The sequence below is a fragment of the Maribacter chungangensis genome, assembly GCF_042676845.1.
Classification (GTDB): Bacteria; Bacteroidota; Bacteroidia; order Flavobacteriales; family Flavobacteriaceae; genus Maribacter; species Maribacter chungangensis.
The window spans coordinates 853,880-873,546 of record NZ_JBHTHY010000003.1 but is presented as its reverse complement, the minus strand read 5'-3'; the positions used below and the strand labels follow the sequence as shown (position 1 = coordinate 873,546).

Sequence of the window (19,667 nt, the reverse complement as noted above, 5' to 3'; positions counted from 1 at the left end):
TCATGAGTATAGAGCTTTTTAACCTCAGCGGAAAAATAGCCTTGGTAACCGGCAGCACCCATGGTCTGGGAATGGCCATGGCCAAAGGACTAGGTAAAGCGGGAGCGACCATCGTCGTCAACGGAAATTCATCGCAACAAAAGATTGATGATGCCATCAAATTGTATGAAAGTGAAGGTATCAAGGCAATAGGGTATAAATTTAACGTTACCGACGAAGCGCAAGTGATTGACGCCATCAATAAGATTCAAAGCGAAGTGGGACCTATTGATATTCTGGTAAACAATGCCGGGATTATCAAAAGAACACCTTTGGAAGAGATGGAGGTCGCAGATTTTAAACAGGTGATCGATGTAGATTTGGTGAGTCCGTTTATAGTTTCCAAGCATGTTGTCAAAGGCATGATTGCCAGAAAACAAGGAAAAATTATAAATATTTGCTCCATGATGAGCGAGTTGGGCAGAAATACAGTAGGTGCCTATGCCGCTGCCAAAGGCGGACTCAAAATGCTAACGCAAAATATGGCTACGGAATGGGCAAAGCATAATATACAGACCAATGGCATTGGCCCTGGTTATTTTGCTACCTCACAAACCGCACCTATCCGCGTAGACGGTCATCCGTTCAACGAATTCATCATCAATAGAACACCTGCGGCAAAATGGGGCGACCCGGACGATTTAGCGGGAGCGGCTATTTTTCTTGCCTCTAGAGCCAGTGATTTTGTCAACGGCCATGTGGTCTATGTAGATGGTGGCATATTGGCGACCATAGGAAAACCGTCCAACGAAAACTAAACATCATGAAAGCACTCCAATTTTTAGCGTCTTTATCCATTCTAATCGCATGCTCCTCTTGTGAAGAGGCAAAGGAACCGCTCCAACAAATTAATATAAAGAACACCTTGAACAGCGATCGTTCGTTTGAAACCGTTTCGGTGGATTTATTAGCGATACGCAAGGAAGGCAAAAAGGGGAGAATTGCCTTATTGGATGCCGAAACTAAAGCCGAAATCCTTTCCCAACAAATAGATACCAATGGTGACGGCACCATGGATGCTATTATATTTCAACCCGAAATTTCTGCGAATAGTGAAAGGGTATTCGAAGTCGGATTTTCCGAAAATTCAGCAAACACCGATAGTATTCCCGCGTGTTATTCCAGATTCGTTCCGGAACGCACAGATGATTACGCATGGGAAAACAATCGCGTTGCGTTTAGAACCTATGGCCCCGTAGCTCAAAAAATGGTTGAAGACGGCGTTAAAGGGGGAACACTATCAAGTGGAATAGATGCTTGGTTAAAGCGTGTGGACTATCCTATCATCAATAAATGGTACAATAAGGAGTTGAATACGGACGGAAGTTATCATAAGGATGATGGTGAAGGTCTGGACAATTTCCACGTAGGTATAAGCAGAGGGGTTGGCGGAATTGCTAAAAAAGTGGATACCAGTTACCATATATCCAAGAACTTTATTTCTTGGAAAACCCTGAATACGGGCCCTATAAGAACTAGTTTTATCTTAACCTATGCCGATTGGGATGCGGCAGGAAACAACATTTCAGAAGAAAAAATGATATCCTTGGATTATGGTCAAAATTTATCCCGGTTTGAAATTACCCTTAAAGGGACCGATACGATATCCGCCGGACTCACCCTTCATAAAAAAGAAGGCGAAATTGGCGTGGATGAACCCAACGGTTGGATCAGCTATTGGGAACCCCATTTTGACTCGGAACTTGGAATGGGAATCATAGTTCCAGGAAATGGATTGGTGGGCTATGACCACTATGAAACCAACAGAAAAGATGAAAGCAATCTTTTTGCCCATATCAAAACCAAAGACAACAAAGCGGTCTACTATGCCGGGTTTAGTTGGAAAAAAAGTGGACAATTTACAAGCAAAAGTGAATGGGAGGAGTATCTGAACTCCTTTTCGGAACAACTCAAAAATCCGTTGCAAGTCACCGTGAAATAAAAGCAAAATGAAACTAAAAAACAGTTTACTTCTTCTCCTTGGTACTGCATTGATCATTTCCTGTGCCAAAACCGATGATACCAAAACCCTACGTCTAGGTCATGGTTTGGATGTGAGCCATAGCGTGCATAAGGCCATGGTGAAAATGGGGGAGGATTTAAGCACGCTTTCCGATGGAAAATTAAAGCTGGAAATCTATCCGAGTCAACAACTGGGAACGGAACGGCAGTGTTTAGAGTTGCTACAAATTGGCAGCTTGGACATGACCAAAGTTTCCGTAGGGGTTTTAGAGAATTTTGCACCAAAAATGAAGGTATTGGGATTGCCTTTTTTGTTCCGTGATAGGGAACATTCTTTTACTGTTTTAGACGGCCCCATAGGGCAACAGCTCCTTAATGAAGGAGAACAATATTGGCTTAAAGGACTGGGCTACTACGATGCCGGGAGCCGTAGTTTTTACACCAAGGACAAACCCGTAAATACACCCGAAGATTTAGAGGGCCAAAAAATTAGGGTAATGGAAAGCGTAACCGCCATGGATATGGTTCGTGGCTTGGGCGGTTCCCCTACTCCAATTTCTTGGGGGGAACTTTACACAGCATTACAACAAGGTGTGGTAGACGGGGCGGAGAACAATCCACCGAGTTTTTACCTATCCAGACACTACGAAGTGGCAAAGTACTACACCCTTGACGAACACACAGTACTCCCAGATGTACTTCTGGCCGGAACCTATTTATGGGATAAATTGACCCCTGAAGAGCAAGGTTGGCTGAAACAAGCGGTAGAAACCTCGGTAGTATACCAACGTAAACTCTGGCTGGAGGCGGAAAACGAGGCATTGGAGGCGGTTGAAAAGGCAGGCGTACAAATTATCCGACCGGATAAAACCTTATTTTCCGATAAGATAAAAGACTCCTTTGACAAGTACAAAGAGGATAAGGAATTTTACCAACTGATAAAAGATATTCAAGCAACCAACTAAATTACCAGCGTATGCAATTGCGAAAAACCATTGATAAGATACTTGCCAATTTTCTGGTCATCATTATGGCCGTTATGGTACTGAATGTGCTTTGGCAGGTGGCCAGTCGTTTTATTCTGGGCTCACCCAGTTCCTTTACCGATGAGCTGGCGCGTTATCTAATGATTTGGGTAGGTATCCTTGGTGCCGCATATATATCTGGCAGGAACATGCATGTGGCCATCGATGTTTTACCAACTAGGCTAAGTCCGCCTGTACAAAAACGTTTGATGTTGATCGTACGCCTGTTGATTATTCTGTTCTGCCTACTGGCCATGGTCATCGGTGGTTCTAGACTGGTCTATATCACCTACGTTCTTGGCCAGAACTCACCTGCATTACAAGTGCCTTTGGCAGTAGTATATGGGGTAATTCCTATCAGCGGATTACTTATAATCTATTACAAGCTTTCGGACATACTTAAAAAACAATAAACCATGGAATACGCACCTATACTCGTATTAGTTATCAGTTTTATATGTCTTTTGGCCATTGGCACCCCGGTCGCCTGGAGCATCGCTATTTCGTCGCTATTGACCCTTTTGGTAAGCATACCGGTATTACCGGCGGCCACTACCGTATCGCAGCGTATAGGTACCGGACTGGATAGTTTTGCACTCTTGGCCATACCCCTATTTATTCTATCGGGAGAATTGATGAACAAGGGAGGTATAGCGCATCGACTTATTGCATTTGCAAAAACCTTGGTGGGCGCACTCCCAGGCGGACTTGCATTAATAAATATCATTTCGGCCATGCTTATGGGCGCTATCGCCGGTTCGGCCATGGCCGCTGCATCTGCCATGGGAAGTATTCTAGGGCCCGAAATGGAAAAGGAGGGCTACTCTAGGGAATTTGGTGCTGCCGTAAATATTACCGCTGCCACCACAGGGTTGATTATTCCACCTAGTAATGTATTAATTGTTTATTCCTTGGCAAGTGGCGGTGCGTCTATTGCAGCATTATTTTTGGCAGGCTATATTCCTGGTATATTAACAGGGCTCTTTTTAATGATCGTAGCCTCATTTTGGGCAAAGAAAAAAGGCTATAAAGTTGGCAAGCGAAGTACGTTAAAAGCCGTTCTTAAAACTTTTGTAGACGCCTTGCCAAGTCTGTTTATGCTCGTCGTAGTCATTGGTGGTATCGTTACGGGTATTTTCACGGCTACCGAGGCCTCTGCCATTGCCGTGCTCTATAGTTTTGTATTAGGAATGATCTATCGCGAAATCACCTTACCCATAATGCCCCGGATTCTTTTGGACTCTGCGGGAACTACTGCCATAGTCATGCTACTTATTGGAGCGTCCATGAGCATGTCGTGGGCCTTGAGTTATGAGAACATACCACAGGAGATAAGTACGGGACTTTTAGCGCTAAGCGATAATCCCATTGTTATTCTATTGATAATAAACCTATTATTACTCTTTGTTGGGATATTTATGGATATGACCCCCGCGGTACTTATTTTTACCCCTATTTTTTTACCTGTGGTCACGGCGCTTGGCTTGGACCCGGTTCATTTTGGAATCATCATGGTGTTAAATCTTTGTATAGGACTGTGTACACCACCCGTTGGCTCCGTACTCTTTGTTGGTGTCGGCATTGCCAAAACCTCTATTGAAAAAGTGGTTAAACCACTACTACCCTTGTTTATTGCGATGATTATTGCCTTGTTTCTGGTGACCTATTTTCCAGAGTTGAGCCTTTGGTTGCCAAGACAATTTGGATTCTAAGACTCTCTAGTGATAGCATTGAACACCTAACACTACAGGACACCTACAATAGTGATAATCCTTACTTTTAAATACTTTCAAAACTTAAAAAATGCCGTCAAAATCCTCAGAAACAGAATATGATGCTATCGTAGTAGGAACAGGGATAAGCGGGGGTTGGGCCGCAAAGGAACTCTGTGAAAAAGGGCTAAAAACCCTTGTTCTGGAACGCGGGAGAATGGTGAATCATGTCCTCGATTACCCCACCATGCACCAAGACCCGTGGGATATACCTAATGCTGGCGAATTAACTGCAGAACAAAAAAAAGACTATACCAAACAGCTACGATGGCGATTGGACAATACAACCAAGCATTTTTTCAATAAGGATTCCGATCATGACTATGACGAAGTAAAGCGCTTTGATTGGATCCGGGGCACACAAGTTGGTGGCCGTTCGTTGATATGGGGAAAACAGACCTATCGTTGGTCCGACCTGGATTTTGAGGCGAACGCAAAAGAAGGTATCGGGGTTGATTGGCCTATTCGTTACAAAGACATAGAACCGTGGTACTCCTACGTAGAAAAACATGTTGGCATTAGCGGAGAGGCTTTAGGTTTACCCCATCTACCCGACAGCGTATTTCTAAAACCTATGGAGCTCAACTGCGTAGAGGAGCATTTTAGAAAAGGGATAGCAAACCATTATGAAGATCGTGTCTTAACGATTGGCAGGGTGGCCCATATTACCGAAGGCACAAAACCCGGTTCGGGAAGAGGAACGTGTCAATACAGAAATAGATGTAAAAGGGGATGCCCCTACGGCGCTTATTTCAGTTCCAATTCCTCTACGATTCCTATGGCGGAGGCTACCGGTAATATGACGTTACGACCAGACTCCATTGTTTGTGAAGTGCGCTACGATAAAGACCAAAAGAAAGCCAAGGGCGTAAAAGTAATAGACGCGAATACAAAAGAAGTGCTTGAATTTAAAGCTAAGGTAATTTTCCTTTGCGCATCTTCCATGGCATCTACGGCTATTTTAATGCAATCCAAATCCGATGCATTTCCTAACGGAATGGGCAACGCCAGTGGGGAGTTGGGCCATAACATTATGGACCATCAACTAGGAGCTGGAGCCTCGGCTAAAATAGATGGTTACGACGATAAATACTATAAAGGAAAAAGACCAAACGGCTTTTATATCCCAAGGTTCAGAAACCTCAACGCCTCGTCCGAAAAAGTAGATTTTATCCGTGGATATGGCTATCAAGGAGGTGCCGGTAGAAGTGATTACAGTACCGTAATTCCGGAGTACGGGTATGGCAAAGAATATAAAGAGGCCATGCTGAAACCTGGCGGATGGAGAATAAACCTGGGCGGATTTGGAGAAGTATTGCCCTATCATGAAAATCAGATGTCCTTAAATTATGACAAGCTAGATCAGTACGGTTTGCCTACCATAGTCTTTGATGCGGAGTTTAAGGAGAACGAGAAAAAAATGAAGAAAGATTGGATTGTTCAAGCACAAGAGATGCTAGAGAATTCAGGTTTCAAAGACGTTAGAGCCACTAAGAGAGACTCCTATATGGGTGGCGGCATCCATGAAATGGGAACGGCTCGTATGGGGCATAACCCAAAAACATCAGTTTTGAACAAGTATAATCAAATCCACGAAGTTCCCAACGTCTATGTTACGGACGGCGCATGTATGACCTCTTCCGGAAATCAGAACCCTTCGTTGACCTATATGGCATTGACGGCAAGAGCGGCTAACCATGCGGTAAATGAACTAAAAAAGAGGAATATATAAATTGTAGCGTTCGTTTTTAAAACTATATACGAAATCAAGACTTAATTTCAAGACCAGCGTCCACAGAGTTGTTCCATGGTCTGCATAACTACTAGACCGTCTTCTACTGGACAAGGATTTTCTGCTTTGTCCAAAAAGTAATCGACCACAGCGGCTATCATAGGTTGCTGCACATGATCTGGGTTTTTAAAGGAAAAAACTTCGGTTCCGTTGTTATGCTGCAGTTGTACTTCTTCGCCATAAAATGAGAAACGGATACTCCCTTCCGCACCATAGATTACACACTCCTCTTTTTTGTTGACCCCGGAGGCCGTAAAATTCCAAATTCCCCTAAACTGTACACCACTCTCAAAATGGATGATTCCGTTGACTAGGTCATCGACCAATTCGATAGTATTATCGGAACTAGAAAAGCCCGCTACTCCTTTAATCACACCAAAATAATGATACATTAAATCGATTTGATGGGGTGCAATGTCATAAAAGTACCCACCTCCGGAAACTTCAGGTCGTAGGCGCCAGTTATCATCCGTATCCGCTATTAGTTCGGATTTTCTTGGTTGTAGGATTTGAATATCGGCGCATTGTACTTTTCCAATAGCCCCTTCGCCTAAAAGCTGTTTGACCTTCTCAAACGCGGGCAGTTTTCTTCTGTAATGTGCAACCGTGAGCTTGCCTGAGGTATTCTTTAAGGCCTCGGCGATTATCTTGCCCTCTATAAAATTTAAGGTCATCGGTTTTTCCAAATACACATCTTTACCGGCATCTAAAGCCATAAGGGTATACTTCAAATGCGTAGAAGGTGGTGTGGCTATATAAACTGCGTTGATACCCTTGTGACCTAATAAAGCCGCTGCGGTATCATAGTGAAAAGGAACCTTATGACGTTTTGCAAAATCCTCGGCTTTTGATTTGTTACGGCGCATGACCGCAATCAATTCCGACTGTTTTACTTTTTGAAAAGCAGGGCCACTTTTTACCTCGGCAACATCTCCACATCCGATGATACCCCATTTTACCGTTTTCATTGTCTTACAATTTTGTTATCGACTACAACATCGATCAGAGTCCGAAATAGTCCTTAGCGTTATGGTAACAGATATCGCCAACTATTTTACCCAGCCACTTTTCGTCTGCGGGCAACTCCCCGTTGGCCACATCCCTTCCAATTAGATTGCAAAGAATCCTCCTGAAATATTCGTGCCTTGGAAAAGAAAGGAAACTCCTGGAATCGGTAAGCATTCCTACAAAACAACTTAATAACCCCATATTTGAGAGGGTGTTGATTTGCTTTTCCATACCATCTTTCTGGTCCAAGAACCACCAAGCGGAACCAAATTGTACTTTTCCCTTTATAGTACCATCATTAAAATTACCCGCCATGGTGGCGAAAACTTCGTTATCGGACGGGTTCAGGTTATACAATATTGTCTTGGTCAACTGATCCGTGCGGTCCAAATCATTTAGAAAACCACTCAGGGTTTTGGCTTGGGAATAATCTCCCATGGAATCGAACCCGGTATCCGGCCCCAAACTCGTTAACAGTCGTTTGTTGTTATTTCTTATGGCTCCTAGGTGAAATTGCTGTATCCATCCGCGTTTGTGGTATTCCCGACTCAGAAACAAGAGTGTTTTTGCCTTGAAAAAATCCACCTCCTGCATCGTAAGGCTTTTCTGCGATATGGCTTTTTTAAAGAGTGTATCGCAATTAAAATTCTCGTGGTCCGCATAATACATTTGTCCTAAACCATGATCGGCAAGCCTACCCCCTACGTTATGGAAATAGTTGATTCTTTGGGCTAAAGCGGATAATAAATCGTCATAATTCTTTATTTCACTTCCTACAACTGCCCCTAACTTTTCAACATATTGAATGTATGAGACACTGTCCTCAATCGCAAAGGCCTTATCCGGTCTAAATGTAGGCAATACTTTAGGTAAGATTTGTTGATTTCCAATGCTTTTATGATGTTCCAAAGCATCAATGGGGTCATCTGTGGTGCATAAATATTCTACGTTCTTTCCCTGTAGTAATCCAACAGTATGATGCGATGGTTGCTGTAGCATGAACGCAGTACGATCATATATTTCCTCGGCATTTTCTGGAGACAGTAAAGTATCAATATCAAAATAACGCTGTAGCTCTAGATGGGTCCAATGATACAAAGGATTTCGCACCGTATACGGAACAGTTTCCGCCCATTTTAGAAATTTATCCCTGTCCGACGCAGCTCCCGTAATATACTTCTCATCGATACCTAAGGCACGCATGGCGCGCCACTTGTAATGGTCGCCCGCTAACCACACCTGCGAGATATTCTCAAAGACCCTGTTTTCAGCAATTTCATTTGGAGGCAAGTGGTTGTGGTAGTCGATAATCGGTAAATCCGCGGCAAAACCATGATACAGTTTTTTTGAAAATTCGTTCTGCAACAAAAAATCATCGGTAATAAATGTCTTCATAATTAGGAGTTACGCACGTAGTTTTTTAATTAGCTCCAAGGCATGGGATACTTTTTGCTCTAATCCATTATAATCTTTATTTGCCAATATATCCTTGCTAATTAATTGCGAACCCATTCCTACACAAGTGACACCCGCATCAAACCAACCTTTTAAATTAGCCTCCTCAGTAGTAACGCCACCTGTAGGCATAATGCTGGTCCATGGTTGTGGCCCGCGAATGGCCTTTACGAATCCGGGACCGTATGTAGATCCGGGAAACAGCTTTATTATTTCGCAGCCCATTTCCTCTGCCCTGTTAATTTCCGTCAAGGAGCCACAGCCCGGCGACCATAATACCTTACGACGGTTACATGCTATGGCAATATCCTCTCTCAAGGAAGGTGTTACTATGAAATTAGCTCCCATTTGCATGAACAGGCTAGCGGCGGCGGCATCCGTTATAGAACCGACCCCCATGATCATTCCCGGTAATGCTTTGATGGCGTATTTGTTCAATTCAGAAAAAACCTCAAAAGCAAAATCGCCGCGAGCAGTGAACTCCATTAACCTTGAACCACCGTCGTAACAAGCTTTTAAAACATTTTTTCCCAATTCAATATCAGGATGATAAAATAAAGGTACCATTCCGTTTTCCTTCATTACCGAAGCCACTTCGATTCTTGAATATTGTGCCATAAATTTGTGTTTAAAAATACAGGGGCAGTTTGCTGCCCCTGTAATTATGCTATTAAAATACTAATTCTTTCTCGTTTTATCTAGCTACGCGACCAGAGGCATCTCCGCCCATCAATTTTTCGACCTCGGCTACAGTTGCTAAGTTAGCATCTCCTTTGATCGTATGTTTTAAACATGAGGCCGCTACCGCAAAGTTAAGCGCGTTTTGGTCATCCTGCGGGTACTTTAGCAAACCGTAAATCAACCCTCCCATAAAACTATCGCCACCACCTACGCGATCAACGATGTCGGTAATTTGATATTCCGGGGATTTAAACATAGTATTGCCGTCATACAGGACACCGGCCCAACTATTGTGTGATGCAGAAATAGAACCTCTTAAAGTGGTAATTACTTTTTTAGCACGAGGAAATTTTTTCATCATTTGCTCACAAACGGACAAAAATGCCTCTGCTTTTACATGTTCGCCTTGGGTAGTGATATCCAAGCCCTCTGGTTTAATACCAAAATGTTTTTCGGCATCTTCTTCATTACCGAGAATAATATCGCAATACGAAGTCAGTTTGGTCATAATAGCCTCTCTATCCCCACCATAGTTCCAAAGTTTAGCGCGATAGTTCAAATCGGTAGAAATGGTAACACCCATATCACTGGCCACTTTTACCGCCTCTAAGCAGGCATCTGCAGCACCTTTGGATATGGCCGGGGTAATCCCCGTCCAATGAAACCATTCCACGCCTTTAAAGACGGTTTTCCAATCTATCATTCCCGCCTCTATCTCCGCGATAGCGGAATGGGCACGGTCATAGACCACCTTACTACCACGGCTTACCGCTCCGGTTTCCAAAAAATAGATACCCAAACGGTCGCCCCCATATATGATGTTATTTGTTCCTACATTGCGTTTACGCATTTCCATTAGGGCACACTCACCAATATCGTTTTTTGGTAAACGGGTCACGAATTCCACAGGCACCCCATAATTGGCCAAGGAAACTGCAACATTGGATTCCCCACCACCGTATACCACATCAAAACTGTTGGTCTGTGAAAACCTTAAAAATCCCGGAGGGGATAAACGGAGCATAATTTCTCCAAAAGTCACTACTTTTTTCATGTATCTATATGTATTAGAACCAGCGGTTCATTATAAAGGTCCAAAACTACTTATTCTATATTTTTATCGAATTCACAATAGGGTCTAAAAAAGTACATTCAACGAGCTTAGCCATAAACAGCTACGAAAAGCTCTTTTGAAATCGTTTGCTGAACACTAAAAATAGTATACCACATAAGAGCCAAGCGGGTAAGGTTACAAATGAAAGGAACACATTAAACTGGATGGATATAAAATAAAACAATCCAAAACTGATGGCCCAAGCAAAGAAAACGGAATTATTGAACTTGATACTAGCTACTTCTGCATAATTCTTAACGATACCTGCCTGTTTATGAAAGAAATGTTCAAAAACGATAATAGCACCAAAAGGCGCTAAAATAAAACCGTACAATGCAACAAAACCAAGAAGTTTCATAGCAAAAGCCGGGAACAGTCCCGCAATAGTGGCAACGGTTCCGGCAATTATCGTTACCCAAAAAGTGGACACTTTTGGAATAATGGCCTGGAAGGCCAAACCTGCCCTGTAAATGGTGGGATTGGCCGTTGTCCAACCTGCCAATACCACGGCAATGATTCCAAAAATTCCGATCGCGTTGTTCGCCAAAGGTCCGGGTGCAACCGGTGGTGCCTCGCCATTGGACAAAAATGCCTGTGCCTCTGGGGATTTTAGATAAACCGCATAAAGCAAGGCTGCGGCAATCCATGCCATATAATGGCCTACGTACATACCGGCAGCGGTGGTCCAACCAGAATCCGCTTTTTTTGCAAATCGGAATACGGATAGATCCGACATCCCGATATGCATGGCAGCATTAGCGAACCAAGACCAAATGACCACATGCCAAAAGGTATATTTCAACTGTCCTGGAAAAGGTTCCGAGCCTTCTCCCCATATATTCCAAAAATCCGAAAAACTCTTTACCCCCAATTGATTCAATGCCACGACACCACAGGCAACGAAGGCCAGAACAATAACGGGCGACATCCAGTTTGCGGCTTTGGACACCGTATCATAACCCTTAGAGGCAATCAACGAAATAACCGCCCCAATGACAATAACGATAATAACCCAAGTCATACCATTGGGCATGGTATCTGTAAGTTTGGGCATTTCCATATCAAAAGGAATTCCTACGGCCGTGGCCGATACCGTTATCATGGATCCTGCCAGAAAACAGAATAAAATACCATTGGCCAGGTTATACCCGGTAACCAATTTTTTTCCACATATTTTCTCCAATTGATAATAAAGCGTCAATCTATTTTCAACCGCAATCTTTGCCGTTAAAAACCGCCAGCTGAGTACGGCCAAAAGATTGCCTATCAAGAGTCCAACAATCAAATCAAAGGCACTTACCCCGGCCGTTAAGAACAAAGGACCGATCATAAATTCGGTTCCAGCTGCGTGTTCGCCGGCATACATGCCCAAAAAACTTTTCCAACTCTTTAATTTCGATCGGGGAACAGGTTCTCTCTCAAATTCACCTCCCGCGATTTCTTCGATTTCCTCTTCAATATTGTGTTGGCTCATTATTGGTTGGTTTTTAGTTGTTGATGAGATGTTTTGGCAAATCTTCTACCCGTTCGCAGCACAATTGGTCCATGACCTGTTTGAACTGGGTTTTTAGCATAGATATGGTATGATCACCTCCTTGGTTACCAAGAGCACCACAACCATAGAGAAAGGACCTTCCCATAAAGGTAAATTTGGCTCCTGAAGCCATTGTTCTAGCGATATCCGGACCGGAACGCAGACCACTGTCCATCATCACTTCTATTTGATCACCATACTTGGCGGCAATCCCCGAAAGTGAATTTATGGTCGATTCCGCTGCATCTAGCTGTCTACCACCATGATTGGAAACAATGATACCGTCAAAACCGAGTCGGATGGCATCTTGGGTATCCTGTTCGGAGGCAACACCTTTCAATACCAATTTTCCTTTCCATTTTTCCCGTATAGGCTTAATTCTTTCCTCGTTCAATCTGCCGGAAAAGGTTTTGTCCATAAACTGACCTAATTGTTTTAGGTTCAATCCTTCCGGAGTATAAGGTTTTAGTGTTTCAAACGTTGGTTGCCCATATTTTAGGGTATTAAATGCCCAAGTGGGCTTGCCCATTATCTGCATTATATTGGTGATAGACATTTTTGGCGGCAGGGCCAATCCGTTTCTAATGTCCCTTGGGCGATAGCCAAATGTAGGCACATCGCAAAGCAGTACCAGCACGGGGCATTCTGCCGCAGCCGCCCTGTTGATAATATCGTCCCGTAAAGCATCTTCTGCCGGGTTATATAATTGAAACCATGCATTCCCTTCTGTAAGTTCGCTCGCACGTTCAATGCTCATTGTAGTCACCGTACTTAAAATGAACGGAATGTTATTTTTAAAAGCCGATTTCGCCAAAATTTCTGGAGAATTGGGCCACATTAATCCTTGCAAACCAACTGGCGCAATACCAAAAGGAGCATCGAACTCCATCCCCAAAACTTTGGTTTTAGTAGAATTTATACCTTTGTTCCTCAGATATCTAGGTTGCAATTGAACCTCTCTTATTTCTGCCGTGTTCCTGGAAATACTTACATCTTCGTTACATCCGCCATCCAAGTATTCGAAGGCGAACCTAGGAATACGCCGCATGGCTTTGTTCCGTAAATCGTCCATAGACGGGTAATCTGGGTTAAATTCCTTGGCCATAGTATTAAACTTATTTTATGATGAAGGGCACATGTTTTTTTAGCGCGTAATTTTTTTTAAGAAATTTGGAATTAAGCTTTACATCGGAAATAGCGATGGCGGCACCCAATGCAGAACCTAGAGAAGAATCCGTAGTGCGCAATTCCATATTTCTCAAATAATGCGATACCAATTTTATATATACATCATTGTCACTAAAACCGCCATCTATATACAACTTTTCTATCTGGTCATCACCCGTGGCAGTTTTGATACTTTCAACTTGTAATAAAACCAACTCTACCATTAATTGATGGTAGGCGTGCTCGAAACGATCAAAACTAAAGGTGGTTTCAGATGGCATGTTTTCATCCATAATACTATGCCATTTAAAACAATAGGTAAAATCCTTGATGAGTTCGAAAAATATATCATAGTCAAAACTTACAGACTTGTGGAAATCCTTTGAGACCTTAAAATGTTCAGCGAGCTGTTTCACTTGGTAACTATATTCATTTCCTAAAAATATACGACTAGCCTTGGCCGGCTTACCGTTTATTCTCATGTAATTTATACAATCTTTTTTAATATCCTCTTGAGACAATAGTTTTTCGGAAAATGGATTTAATGCAATACTCCAAGTACCGGTGGAAACTAGAATAAATTTCTTTTTGATACTTCGTACATAGGGCAGTAGCGCAGCCGAACTGTCGTGTATACCTACCCCTAGTTTAATCCGTTTGCCATTATAATTCATGTTAATACTGGTCTCCGTAGAAACGATTGGGGGCAGAATACGATGAATACCTTCGGAATATACCCAAGAGTGATAATCTTTTTTCCCATAATCCCACAAACCGGTATGGCATCCAATACTCGTATATTCACTAAGCGGGATACCGGTAAAAATATAACTGATATATTGCGGCAAATGGAGCGAAAAAGCAATTTTTTTAAATAGCTCCGGCTTGCTATACTTTAACCAATACAACTGCATTCCGGAATTTAACATTCCTGCATCCGACGAACCTGTTTCCTTTGCAAATTTTTCTCTTGGCCCATAGGTTTCATAAAACTTATCTACCACTTTTTTATCCAAGGGCTTTGTATAATTATACAATGGCGTAAGCACCTCTCCGTGTTCATCTAAATGAACAAAACTAGCTCCGTAGGTAGAGAAGTTAATAGCTGTAATAGTATACTTTTTAGAATTTAGAATACGGTCAAAAACCTCCTTTAACCAAATTTGCAAGGATGCTAAGTCTTCGGTAGGGTAACCATCTTCGTCCTTTATGGTATCGAACCTAGTATATTCCCTATATACTTCTTGATAATCCCTATCAAAAAGAAAGAATTTCTTGTTCGTTTTTCCAATATCGAATATGGCGGTTACCTTGGTCTTCATTCTTTTGAGCTTATAGTCCGGTTGCTATGGAGTTTGCACCCCTCTCCTGTATTAATTTCTTCCTTATTTCCAGTTCCCTGTAAGCGGCGACAGGATTTATTGCCCCTCCGGCATTAAGCCTTGCTTTTTCCAGCAACGGCCTAACATCGGTGCGGTAGGCATTCTGTAAAATTTCTTGACACGTAACAACGTCATGATTCGCCTGTGCATCCCTTAGTTTGGTCTGATCCACCAAAAGGGCTTTTGCATAGGCTTCCTGTATGGCTTCCAAAGATTGCATCAAATCCTCTAAAGGATCTTTGATATTATGACTGGCATCAATCATCCAAGCCGGGTATGGGTTTTGTGGGTTGTTTTCCATTCCGTACACCAAGGCATTGAATATTAGAAATAGTGCATAAGGCTTTACACTGCCTACGGTAAGGTCGTCGTCCCCGTATTTACTATCGTTAAAATGAAACCCACCTAATTTCCCTTTTAGCATTAGGGTAGAAACAATCTGCTCGATATTCGTATTTGGTAAGTGATGTCCTAAATCTACCAGTGTATATGCTTTGTCCCCACAGGCATTGGCCAACATAAACGATGTTCCCCAATCCTGAATTACCGTACTGTAAAAATTAGGCTCATAGGGCTTGTACTCAATAAACAACTTCCAATCTTCCGGAAGCCCTTTGTAAATTTCCTTTAAACTGTCCTCTGTATGTTGTAACGCATCCTGGAAGTTGCTCTGACCGGGAAAATTAGAACCATCGGCCAACCATACGGTAAGACTTTTGGACCCTAACTTATCACCAATTTTAACAACATCAAGATTATGTGCTATTGCCTGGTCCCTAGACACCTTACTTATATTGGACAAGGACCCGAATTTATAGCTATGTTTCGCATTGGCTTGATCTTGAAACGTATTGGAGTTTACAGCATCAAAAAGAATATTGTGTGAAGATGCCAGCTCTTTTATTGCCATATAGTCCTCGGGCACGTCCCATGGAATATGCAATGAAACGGCCCCCGCGGTCCGGGTCAACTGATGCAACATTCCAATATCATCTATTTTTTGCCCTAAATTACTCGGTTCCCCTTGAAAACCAAAGCGGCCAAAACGTGTGCCTCCGGCACCTAACGCCCAACTAGGAATCGCAACCTGAAATTCTGCCAGGCTATTTACTATTGCGGTCACATCTTTATTTTGGGCGGTTAACGCCTCGGATAAAAAATTAAAGTTTTTATTGTGACCGGCCTCTTTGGCCTTGTTCAAATCGCCTAACTGTTCTACCTCTATTTTCATATCATGAATTTATGGACCTGTACCAGTTCACATACTATTGCAAATACTTAGTGTACCGATCCTGTTTTATTGAAATAAACCTACAAAGTATATAAAAGTTCACTTTTATCGAAAAAAGCAATCTTCATAATACTTGTAGGTTTTTCAAACCAACTCAACAACTATCGTACAAATGCATTGGCCATACCGCCGTCTACATTTATTATATTTCCTGTGGTCTTATCCAAAATCCCAACGCAAGCGAAAACCCCATTGGCAATGTCTTCCGGATAAATGATTTCGTTCAATAGATTTCTTTTGGCATAATGAGCCGGCAGTTCATCCACGGTAATTCCGTAGGCTTTGGCACGACCTTCTGCCCACTCACCTTCCCAAATTTTACTTCCTACGATTACACCATCCGGGTTTACGACATTTACCCTGATTTTATCACCCCCGAGTTCGGCAGCCAATAATCTGGCCATGTGCTGCTGTGCTGCCTTCGCCGTACCGTACCCAACATTGTTTGGGCCGGAGACCAGTCCGTTTTTACTGGCAATACTGATAAAATTACCGCCTAAACCTTGACTTCTCATTACGGCTACCGCTTGTTTTGCAAGCTCAAATTGACCTTTAACCAATACGTTCTGAAGAATATCCCAATCTTTCTGGGTGGTTTCTTCCAATGGTTTGGAAATAGCCAGTCCGGCACTGTGCACCACTATGTCCACGCCACCAAATTCCAAACAAGCTTTTTTATATGAATCGGCTATAGACGCACTACTGGTAACGTCGCATACCGCGTAGCTGGCCGTATCCCTTGGATAGGTATCCACAGCTTCTTTTAATCTATCTTCCGCAATATCCGTGAGTACCACGTTTGCACCTTCTGCCGCCAGTTTATCCGCAATGGCCTTACCAATACCGCCACCGGCACCAGTTACCAAAGCGATCTTTCTGGACAAGGGTTTCTCCTTTGGCATACGTTGCAGTTTCGCCTCTTCCAACAACCAATATTCAATATCAAAAGCTTCTTGTCTTGGTAATGACGTATATTCCGTAATTGCCTCGGCCCCACGCATTACATTAATAGCATTTACGTAAAATTCGTTGGCGACCCGCGTAGTTTGCTTGTTTTTCGCAAAGCTGAACATCCCCACACCCGGATAAATGATAATTACTGGATTCGCGTCCCTTACGGCAGGACTGTTCGACCGCTTATGATTATCGTAATATTCCTGATATTCCTTTCTATATTGCTCAAATGCGGGCTGCAACAAGCCTAAGACGGCTTTGGTGTCGCTTAAATCTTGGTGGGTACTTAATTGCAGCACCAATGGCTGTATCTTGGTACGTAAAAAGTGATCAGGACACGAGGTTCCCATGGGTGCCAAACGTTCCAGATCATTACTATTTATGTACCCCAGGACAACATCGCTATCGTTAAAATGACCTATCATTCCATTCTCAGAGGAGCAAAGTCCCCTTAATAACGGCATTAGTTGTGCCGCTTTTCCCAAACGTTCTTCCTTAGGTAAACTTTCTATTTTTTGTCCTCCGAAGACACTACCGTTTTCCTTTATTTTTTTCTCTATAAACTCCGATGCCATTTCTATGACCTCAAGACTATTTAGATAGCATTCATAGGAAGTATCCCCCCAGGTAAACAAACCATGGCTGCCGAGCACAATACCCCTGATTCCGGGGTTATCGTTCAAACACTTTTCCAGCTGTAATCCCAGGTCAAAACCAGGTCGTTGCCAAGGCACCCATCCCATAGTGTCTCCCCATATTTCCTTGGTCACTTTTTCGCTATCCTTTGCGGCAGCGACCGCTATAAGCGCATCCGGATGCAAGTGATCTATATGCTTAAATGGCAATAGTCCGTGTAAAGGGGTGTCTATGGAAGGAGCCTTACTGTCCAAATCATAAATACAATGATTAAAAAGGCCTACCATCCTATCCTCATCGGCCAAACCACCGTAGACATTTTTCAAATTTCGTAACCGATCCGTGTAGAGACCTGCAATCCCGGCTTTCGTTAACGTACCTATGTCACCACCTGATCCTTTGATCCACATGACCTCAACATCTTCGTTGGTCAATGGGTCTTTTTCAATGGTCTTACAACTGGTATTCCCGCCCCCATAATTAGTGATTCTTAGGTCTGCCCCTAAAATATTCGATCTATAAAGAAACAATGCTACTTGGTCGTCACCTAATTGTGCGGCTTTGGATGTTTCCCAGAGATAATCTACGTGTTTGTATGTCTTAACCTGCATTCATCTGTGTTTTAATATGCTTGTCAACGAAATTAGAATATGATAAAAAACAAAGCATCCTGTACTATGCTGTTAGGTTATTTTCAGAAAAAAAACAAAAAAGCTGAAAGAAATACATAAGTTTGAACGGTTATTTGTTATTTTGATAGATAAAAATAGAATGTTTAAAATTAAACGAGCTTGAATAGATTGGATTATATACATGTAGACACCGAATCCCGAATCCCAAAATACAAACAGGTAATGGACTCTGTCATAAGCAGTATCCACAAAGGAAAGTTAACCATGGGCCAAAAAATACCATCCATAAATGAGGTTAGCGAGGAATATCTATTATCTAGGGACACTGTTGAAAAAGCCTATGGGCTGCTAAAAGAACAAAACATTATAATCTCCGTGAAAGGTAAGGGGTATTATATTGCTAAAACGGATTTATCCGTAAAAATCAAAGTGCTTTTCTTAATCAATAAGTTAAGCACCTATAAGATGCGTATTTTTAATTCCTTTGTGAAGAGCCTTGGAACCAATGCACATGTGGATTTGGATATTTATCATTGCGAGCCCCTTGTTTTCAGTACCATTTTGGACAATAAAAAACATCTATACGACCACTACGTGATTATGCCTCATTTTAAAAATGAAAATTTACAGCATATGGGATGTACCGATGATATCCTTAAAGCCATACATTCCATTCCCAAGGGAAAGTTGATCATTATGGACCGTAACCTTAAAAGCCTGTCCAAAGAAGCGGGAAGAATATACCAAGACTTTACCCAAGATATTTACAACGCACTAACGGCCGGTCTTGAAAAATTGAACAAGTATAAAAAAATAATTTTGGTGTATCCCAACAAGGGCGTATATCCCTATCCGCAAGGTATTGTTACCGGTTTTAAAAGATTCTGTATACAGTACGACATGGATTACGAAATTCTTGATGAGATTTATGAAAGTATGGAGTTACAGCTGAAGGACCTGTACATTACCATTGAAGAGGCAGATTTGGTCAATCTCGTAAAACAAAGCAGGGACAGACATTACAAGCTGGGAGAGGATATTGGAATTATCTCGTATAATGACACCCCGTTAAAAGAATTATTGGGAATTACCGTAATCAGTACCGATTTTAAAAAGATGGGAGAGGAAGCGGCAAAAATGATCCTGAACAACAATCACGTAGAAATTAAAAACGATTTTAATTTTATAGATCGGTATTCCGTCTAAACGACCGATTCAGAATC

Annotated in this window: 16 protein-coding genes; 7 read left to right on the top strand and 9 right to left on the bottom strand. The window is 42.3% G+C overall.

Annotation, left to right across the window (positions count from 1 at the left end):
- Positions 1–2 precede the first annotated feature (2 nt).
- The 6 genes from ACFQZJ_RS03655 to ACFQZJ_RS03630 all read left to right on the top strand — a co-directional run bounded on the left by ACFQZJ_RS03655 (position 3) and on the right by ACFQZJ_RS03630 (position 6,530).
- Entirely contained in the window at positions 3–797 is a 795-nt protein-coding gene (locus ACFQZJ_RS03655; RefSeq protein ID WP_379932397.1) for a gluconate 5-dehydrogenase, read from the top strand.
- A 5-nt stretch (positions 798–802) separates the two neighbouring features.
- Positions 803–1,981 (top strand): DUF4861 family protein, encoded by a 1,179-nt coding sequence (locus tag ACFQZJ_RS03650; protein ID WP_379932396.1) that lies wholly within the window; start codon positions 803–805, stop codon positions 1,979–1,981.
- A gap of 7 nt (positions 1,982–1,988) precedes the next feature.
- Positions 1,989–2,966 carry a TRAP transporter substrate-binding protein gene (locus ACFQZJ_RS03645; RefSeq protein ID WP_379932395.1) on the top strand — a complete coding sequence of 326 codons (978 nt, stop codon included), beginning with the start codon at positions 1,989–1,991 and terminating at the stop codon, positions 2,964–2,966.
- Between the two features lie 11 nt (positions 2,967–2,977).
- A complete protein-coding gene (locus ACFQZJ_RS03640) occupies positions 2,978–3,439 on the top strand; it encodes a TRAP transporter small permease (RefSeq protein WP_379932394.1) in 462 nt (153 codons plus the stop codon).
- Positions 3,440–3,442: 3 nt separating this feature from the next.
- Positions 3,443–4,738, top strand: a complete 1,296-nt coding sequence (locus ACFQZJ_RS03635; protein ID WP_379932392.1) for a TRAP transporter large permease — start codon at positions 3,443–3,445, stop codon at positions 4,736–4,738.
- A gap of 91 nt (positions 4,739–4,829) precedes the next feature.
- The gene (locus ACFQZJ_RS03630; protein ID WP_379932391.1) at positions 4,830–6,530 is read left to right on the top strand and encodes a GMC oxidoreductase; all 1,701 of its coding nucleotides are present in this window, start codon (positions 4,830–4,832) and stop codon (positions 6,528–6,530) included.
- Between the two features lie 47 nt (positions 6,531–6,577).
- On the opposite strand, the gene ACFQZJ_RS03625 is transcribed toward ACFQZJ_RS03630, so the two are convergent.
- The 9 genes from ACFQZJ_RS03625 to ACFQZJ_RS03585 form a co-directional block, all read right to left on the bottom strand.
- Positions 6,578–7,558, bottom strand: a complete 981-nt coding sequence (locus tag ACFQZJ_RS03625) for a Gfo/Idh/MocA family protein (RefSeq protein WP_379932390.1) — start codon at positions 7,556–7,558, stop codon at positions 6,578–6,580.
- A 34-nt stretch (positions 7,559–7,592) separates the two neighbouring features.
- The gene (uxaC, locus tag ACFQZJ_RS03620) at positions 7,593–8,993 is read right to left on the bottom strand and encodes a glucuronate isomerase (RefSeq protein ID WP_379932388.1); all 1,401 of its coding nucleotides are present in this window, start codon (positions 8,991–8,993) and stop codon (positions 7,593–7,595) included.
- A gap of 9 nt (positions 8,994–9,002) precedes the next feature.
- Positions 9,003–9,671, bottom strand: coding sequence for a bifunctional 4-hydroxy-2-oxoglutarate aldolase/2-dehydro-3-deoxy-phosphogluconate aldolase (locus ACFQZJ_RS03615; RefSeq protein ID WP_379932387.1), 669 nt, complete (start codon positions 9,669–9,671; stop codon positions 9,003–9,005).
- 76 nt (positions 9,672–9,747) lie between these two features.
- Positions 9,748–10,788, bottom strand: coding sequence for a PfkB family carbohydrate kinase (locus ACFQZJ_RS03610; protein ID WP_379932385.1), 1,041 nt, complete (start codon positions 10,786–10,788; stop codon positions 9,748–9,750).
- Between the two features lie 121 nt (positions 10,789–10,909).
- On the bottom strand, positions 10,910–12,322 hold the full coding sequence (locus ACFQZJ_RS03605) for a purine-cytosine permease family protein (protein WP_379932383.1): 1,413 nt from the start codon (positions 12,320–12,322) through the stop codon (positions 10,910–10,912).
- A gap of 13 nt (positions 12,323–12,335) precedes the next feature.
- Positions 12,336–13,487 carry an alpha-hydroxy acid oxidase gene (locus ACFQZJ_RS03600; RefSeq protein WP_379932381.1) on the bottom strand — a complete coding sequence of 384 codons (1,152 nt, stop codon included), beginning with the start codon at positions 13,485–13,487 and terminating at the stop codon, positions 12,336–12,338.
- A gap of 10 nt (positions 13,488–13,497) precedes the next feature.
- Positions 13,498–14,871 carry an FGGY-family carbohydrate kinase gene (locus ACFQZJ_RS03595; RefSeq protein WP_379932378.1) on the bottom strand — a complete coding sequence of 458 codons (1,374 nt, stop codon included), beginning with the start codon at positions 14,869–14,871 and terminating at the stop codon, positions 13,498–13,500.
- Between the two features lie 10 nt (positions 14,872–14,881).
- A complete protein-coding gene (locus ACFQZJ_RS03590; protein ID WP_379932377.1) occupies positions 14,882–16,162 on the bottom strand; it encodes a sugar isomerase in 1,281 nt (426 codons plus the stop codon).
- Positions 16,163–16,323: 161 nt separating this feature from the next.
- The gene (locus tag ACFQZJ_RS03585; protein WP_379932375.1) at positions 16,324–18,423 is read right to left on the bottom strand and encodes a bifunctional aldolase/short-chain dehydrogenase; all 2,100 of its coding nucleotides are present in this window, start codon (positions 18,421–18,423) and stop codon (positions 16,324–16,326) included.
- A 180-nt stretch (positions 18,424–18,603) separates the two neighbouring features.
- Between ACFQZJ_RS03585 and ACFQZJ_RS03580 the strand changes: the two genes are divergently transcribed.
- On the top strand, positions 18,604–19,650 hold the full coding sequence (locus ACFQZJ_RS03580) for a GntR family transcriptional regulator (protein ID WP_379932373.1): 1,047 nt from the start codon (positions 18,604–18,606) through the stop codon (positions 19,648–19,650).
- The last annotated feature ends 17 nt before the right edge of the window (positions 19,651–19,667 follow it).

Excerpts from the sequence above, each read along its gene's own strand:
- ACFQZJ_RS03655 (WP_379932397.1), top strand. The coding sequence starts at position 3 with ATGAGTATAGAGCTTTTTAACCTCAGCGGAAAAATAGCCTTGGTAACC.
- ACFQZJ_RS03650 (WP_379932396.1), top strand. The coding sequence starts at position 803 with ATGAAAGCACTCCAATTTTTAGCGTCTTTATCCATTCTAATCGCATGC.
- ACFQZJ_RS03645 (WP_379932395.1), top strand. The coding sequence starts at position 1,989 with ATGAAACTAAAAAACAGTTTACTTCTTCTCCTTGGTACTGCATTGATC.
- ACFQZJ_RS03640 (WP_379932394.1), top strand. The coding sequence starts at position 2,978 with ATGCAATTGCGAAAAACCATTGATAAGATACTTGCCAATTTTCTGGTC.
- ACFQZJ_RS03635 (WP_379932392.1), top strand. The coding sequence starts at position 3,443 with ATGGAATACGCACCTATACTCGTATTAGTTATCAGTTTTATATGTCTT.
- ACFQZJ_RS03630 (WP_379932391.1), top strand. The coding sequence starts at position 4,830 with ATGCCGTCAAAATCCTCAGAAACAGAATATGATGCTATCGTAGTAGGA.
- ACFQZJ_RS03625 (WP_379932390.1), bottom strand. The coding sequence starts at position 7,558 with ATGAAAACGGTAAAATGGGGTATCATCGGATGTGGAGATGTTGCCGAG.
- uxaC (WP_379932388.1), bottom strand. The coding sequence starts at position 8,993 with ATGAAGACATTTATTACCGATGATTTTTTGTTGCAGAACGAATTTTCA.
- ACFQZJ_RS03615 (WP_379932387.1), bottom strand. The coding sequence starts at position 9,671 with ATGGCACAATATTCAAGAATCGAAGTGGCTTCGGTAATGAAGGAAAAC.
- ACFQZJ_RS03610 (WP_379932385.1), bottom strand. The coding sequence starts at position 10,788 with ATGAAAAAAGTAGTGACTTTTGGAGAAATTATGCTCCGTTTATCCCCT.
- ACFQZJ_RS03605 (WP_379932383.1), bottom strand. The coding sequence starts at position 12,322 with ATGAGCCAACACAATATTGAAGAGGAAATCGAAGAAATCGCGGGAGGT.
- ACFQZJ_RS03600 (WP_379932381.1), bottom strand. The coding sequence starts at position 13,487 with ATGGCCAAGGAATTTAACCCAGATTACCCGTCTATGGACGATTTACGG.
- ACFQZJ_RS03595 (WP_379932378.1), bottom strand. The coding sequence starts at position 14,871 with ATGAAGACCAAGGTAACCGCCATATTCGATATTGGAAAAACGAACAAG.
- ACFQZJ_RS03590 (WP_379932377.1), bottom strand. The coding sequence starts at position 16,162 with ATGAAAATAGAGGTAGAACAGTTAGGCGATTTGAACAAGGCCAAAGAG.
- ACFQZJ_RS03585 (WP_379932375.1), bottom strand. The coding sequence starts at position 18,423 with ATGCAGGTTAAGACATACAAACACGTAGATTATCTCTGGGAAACATCC.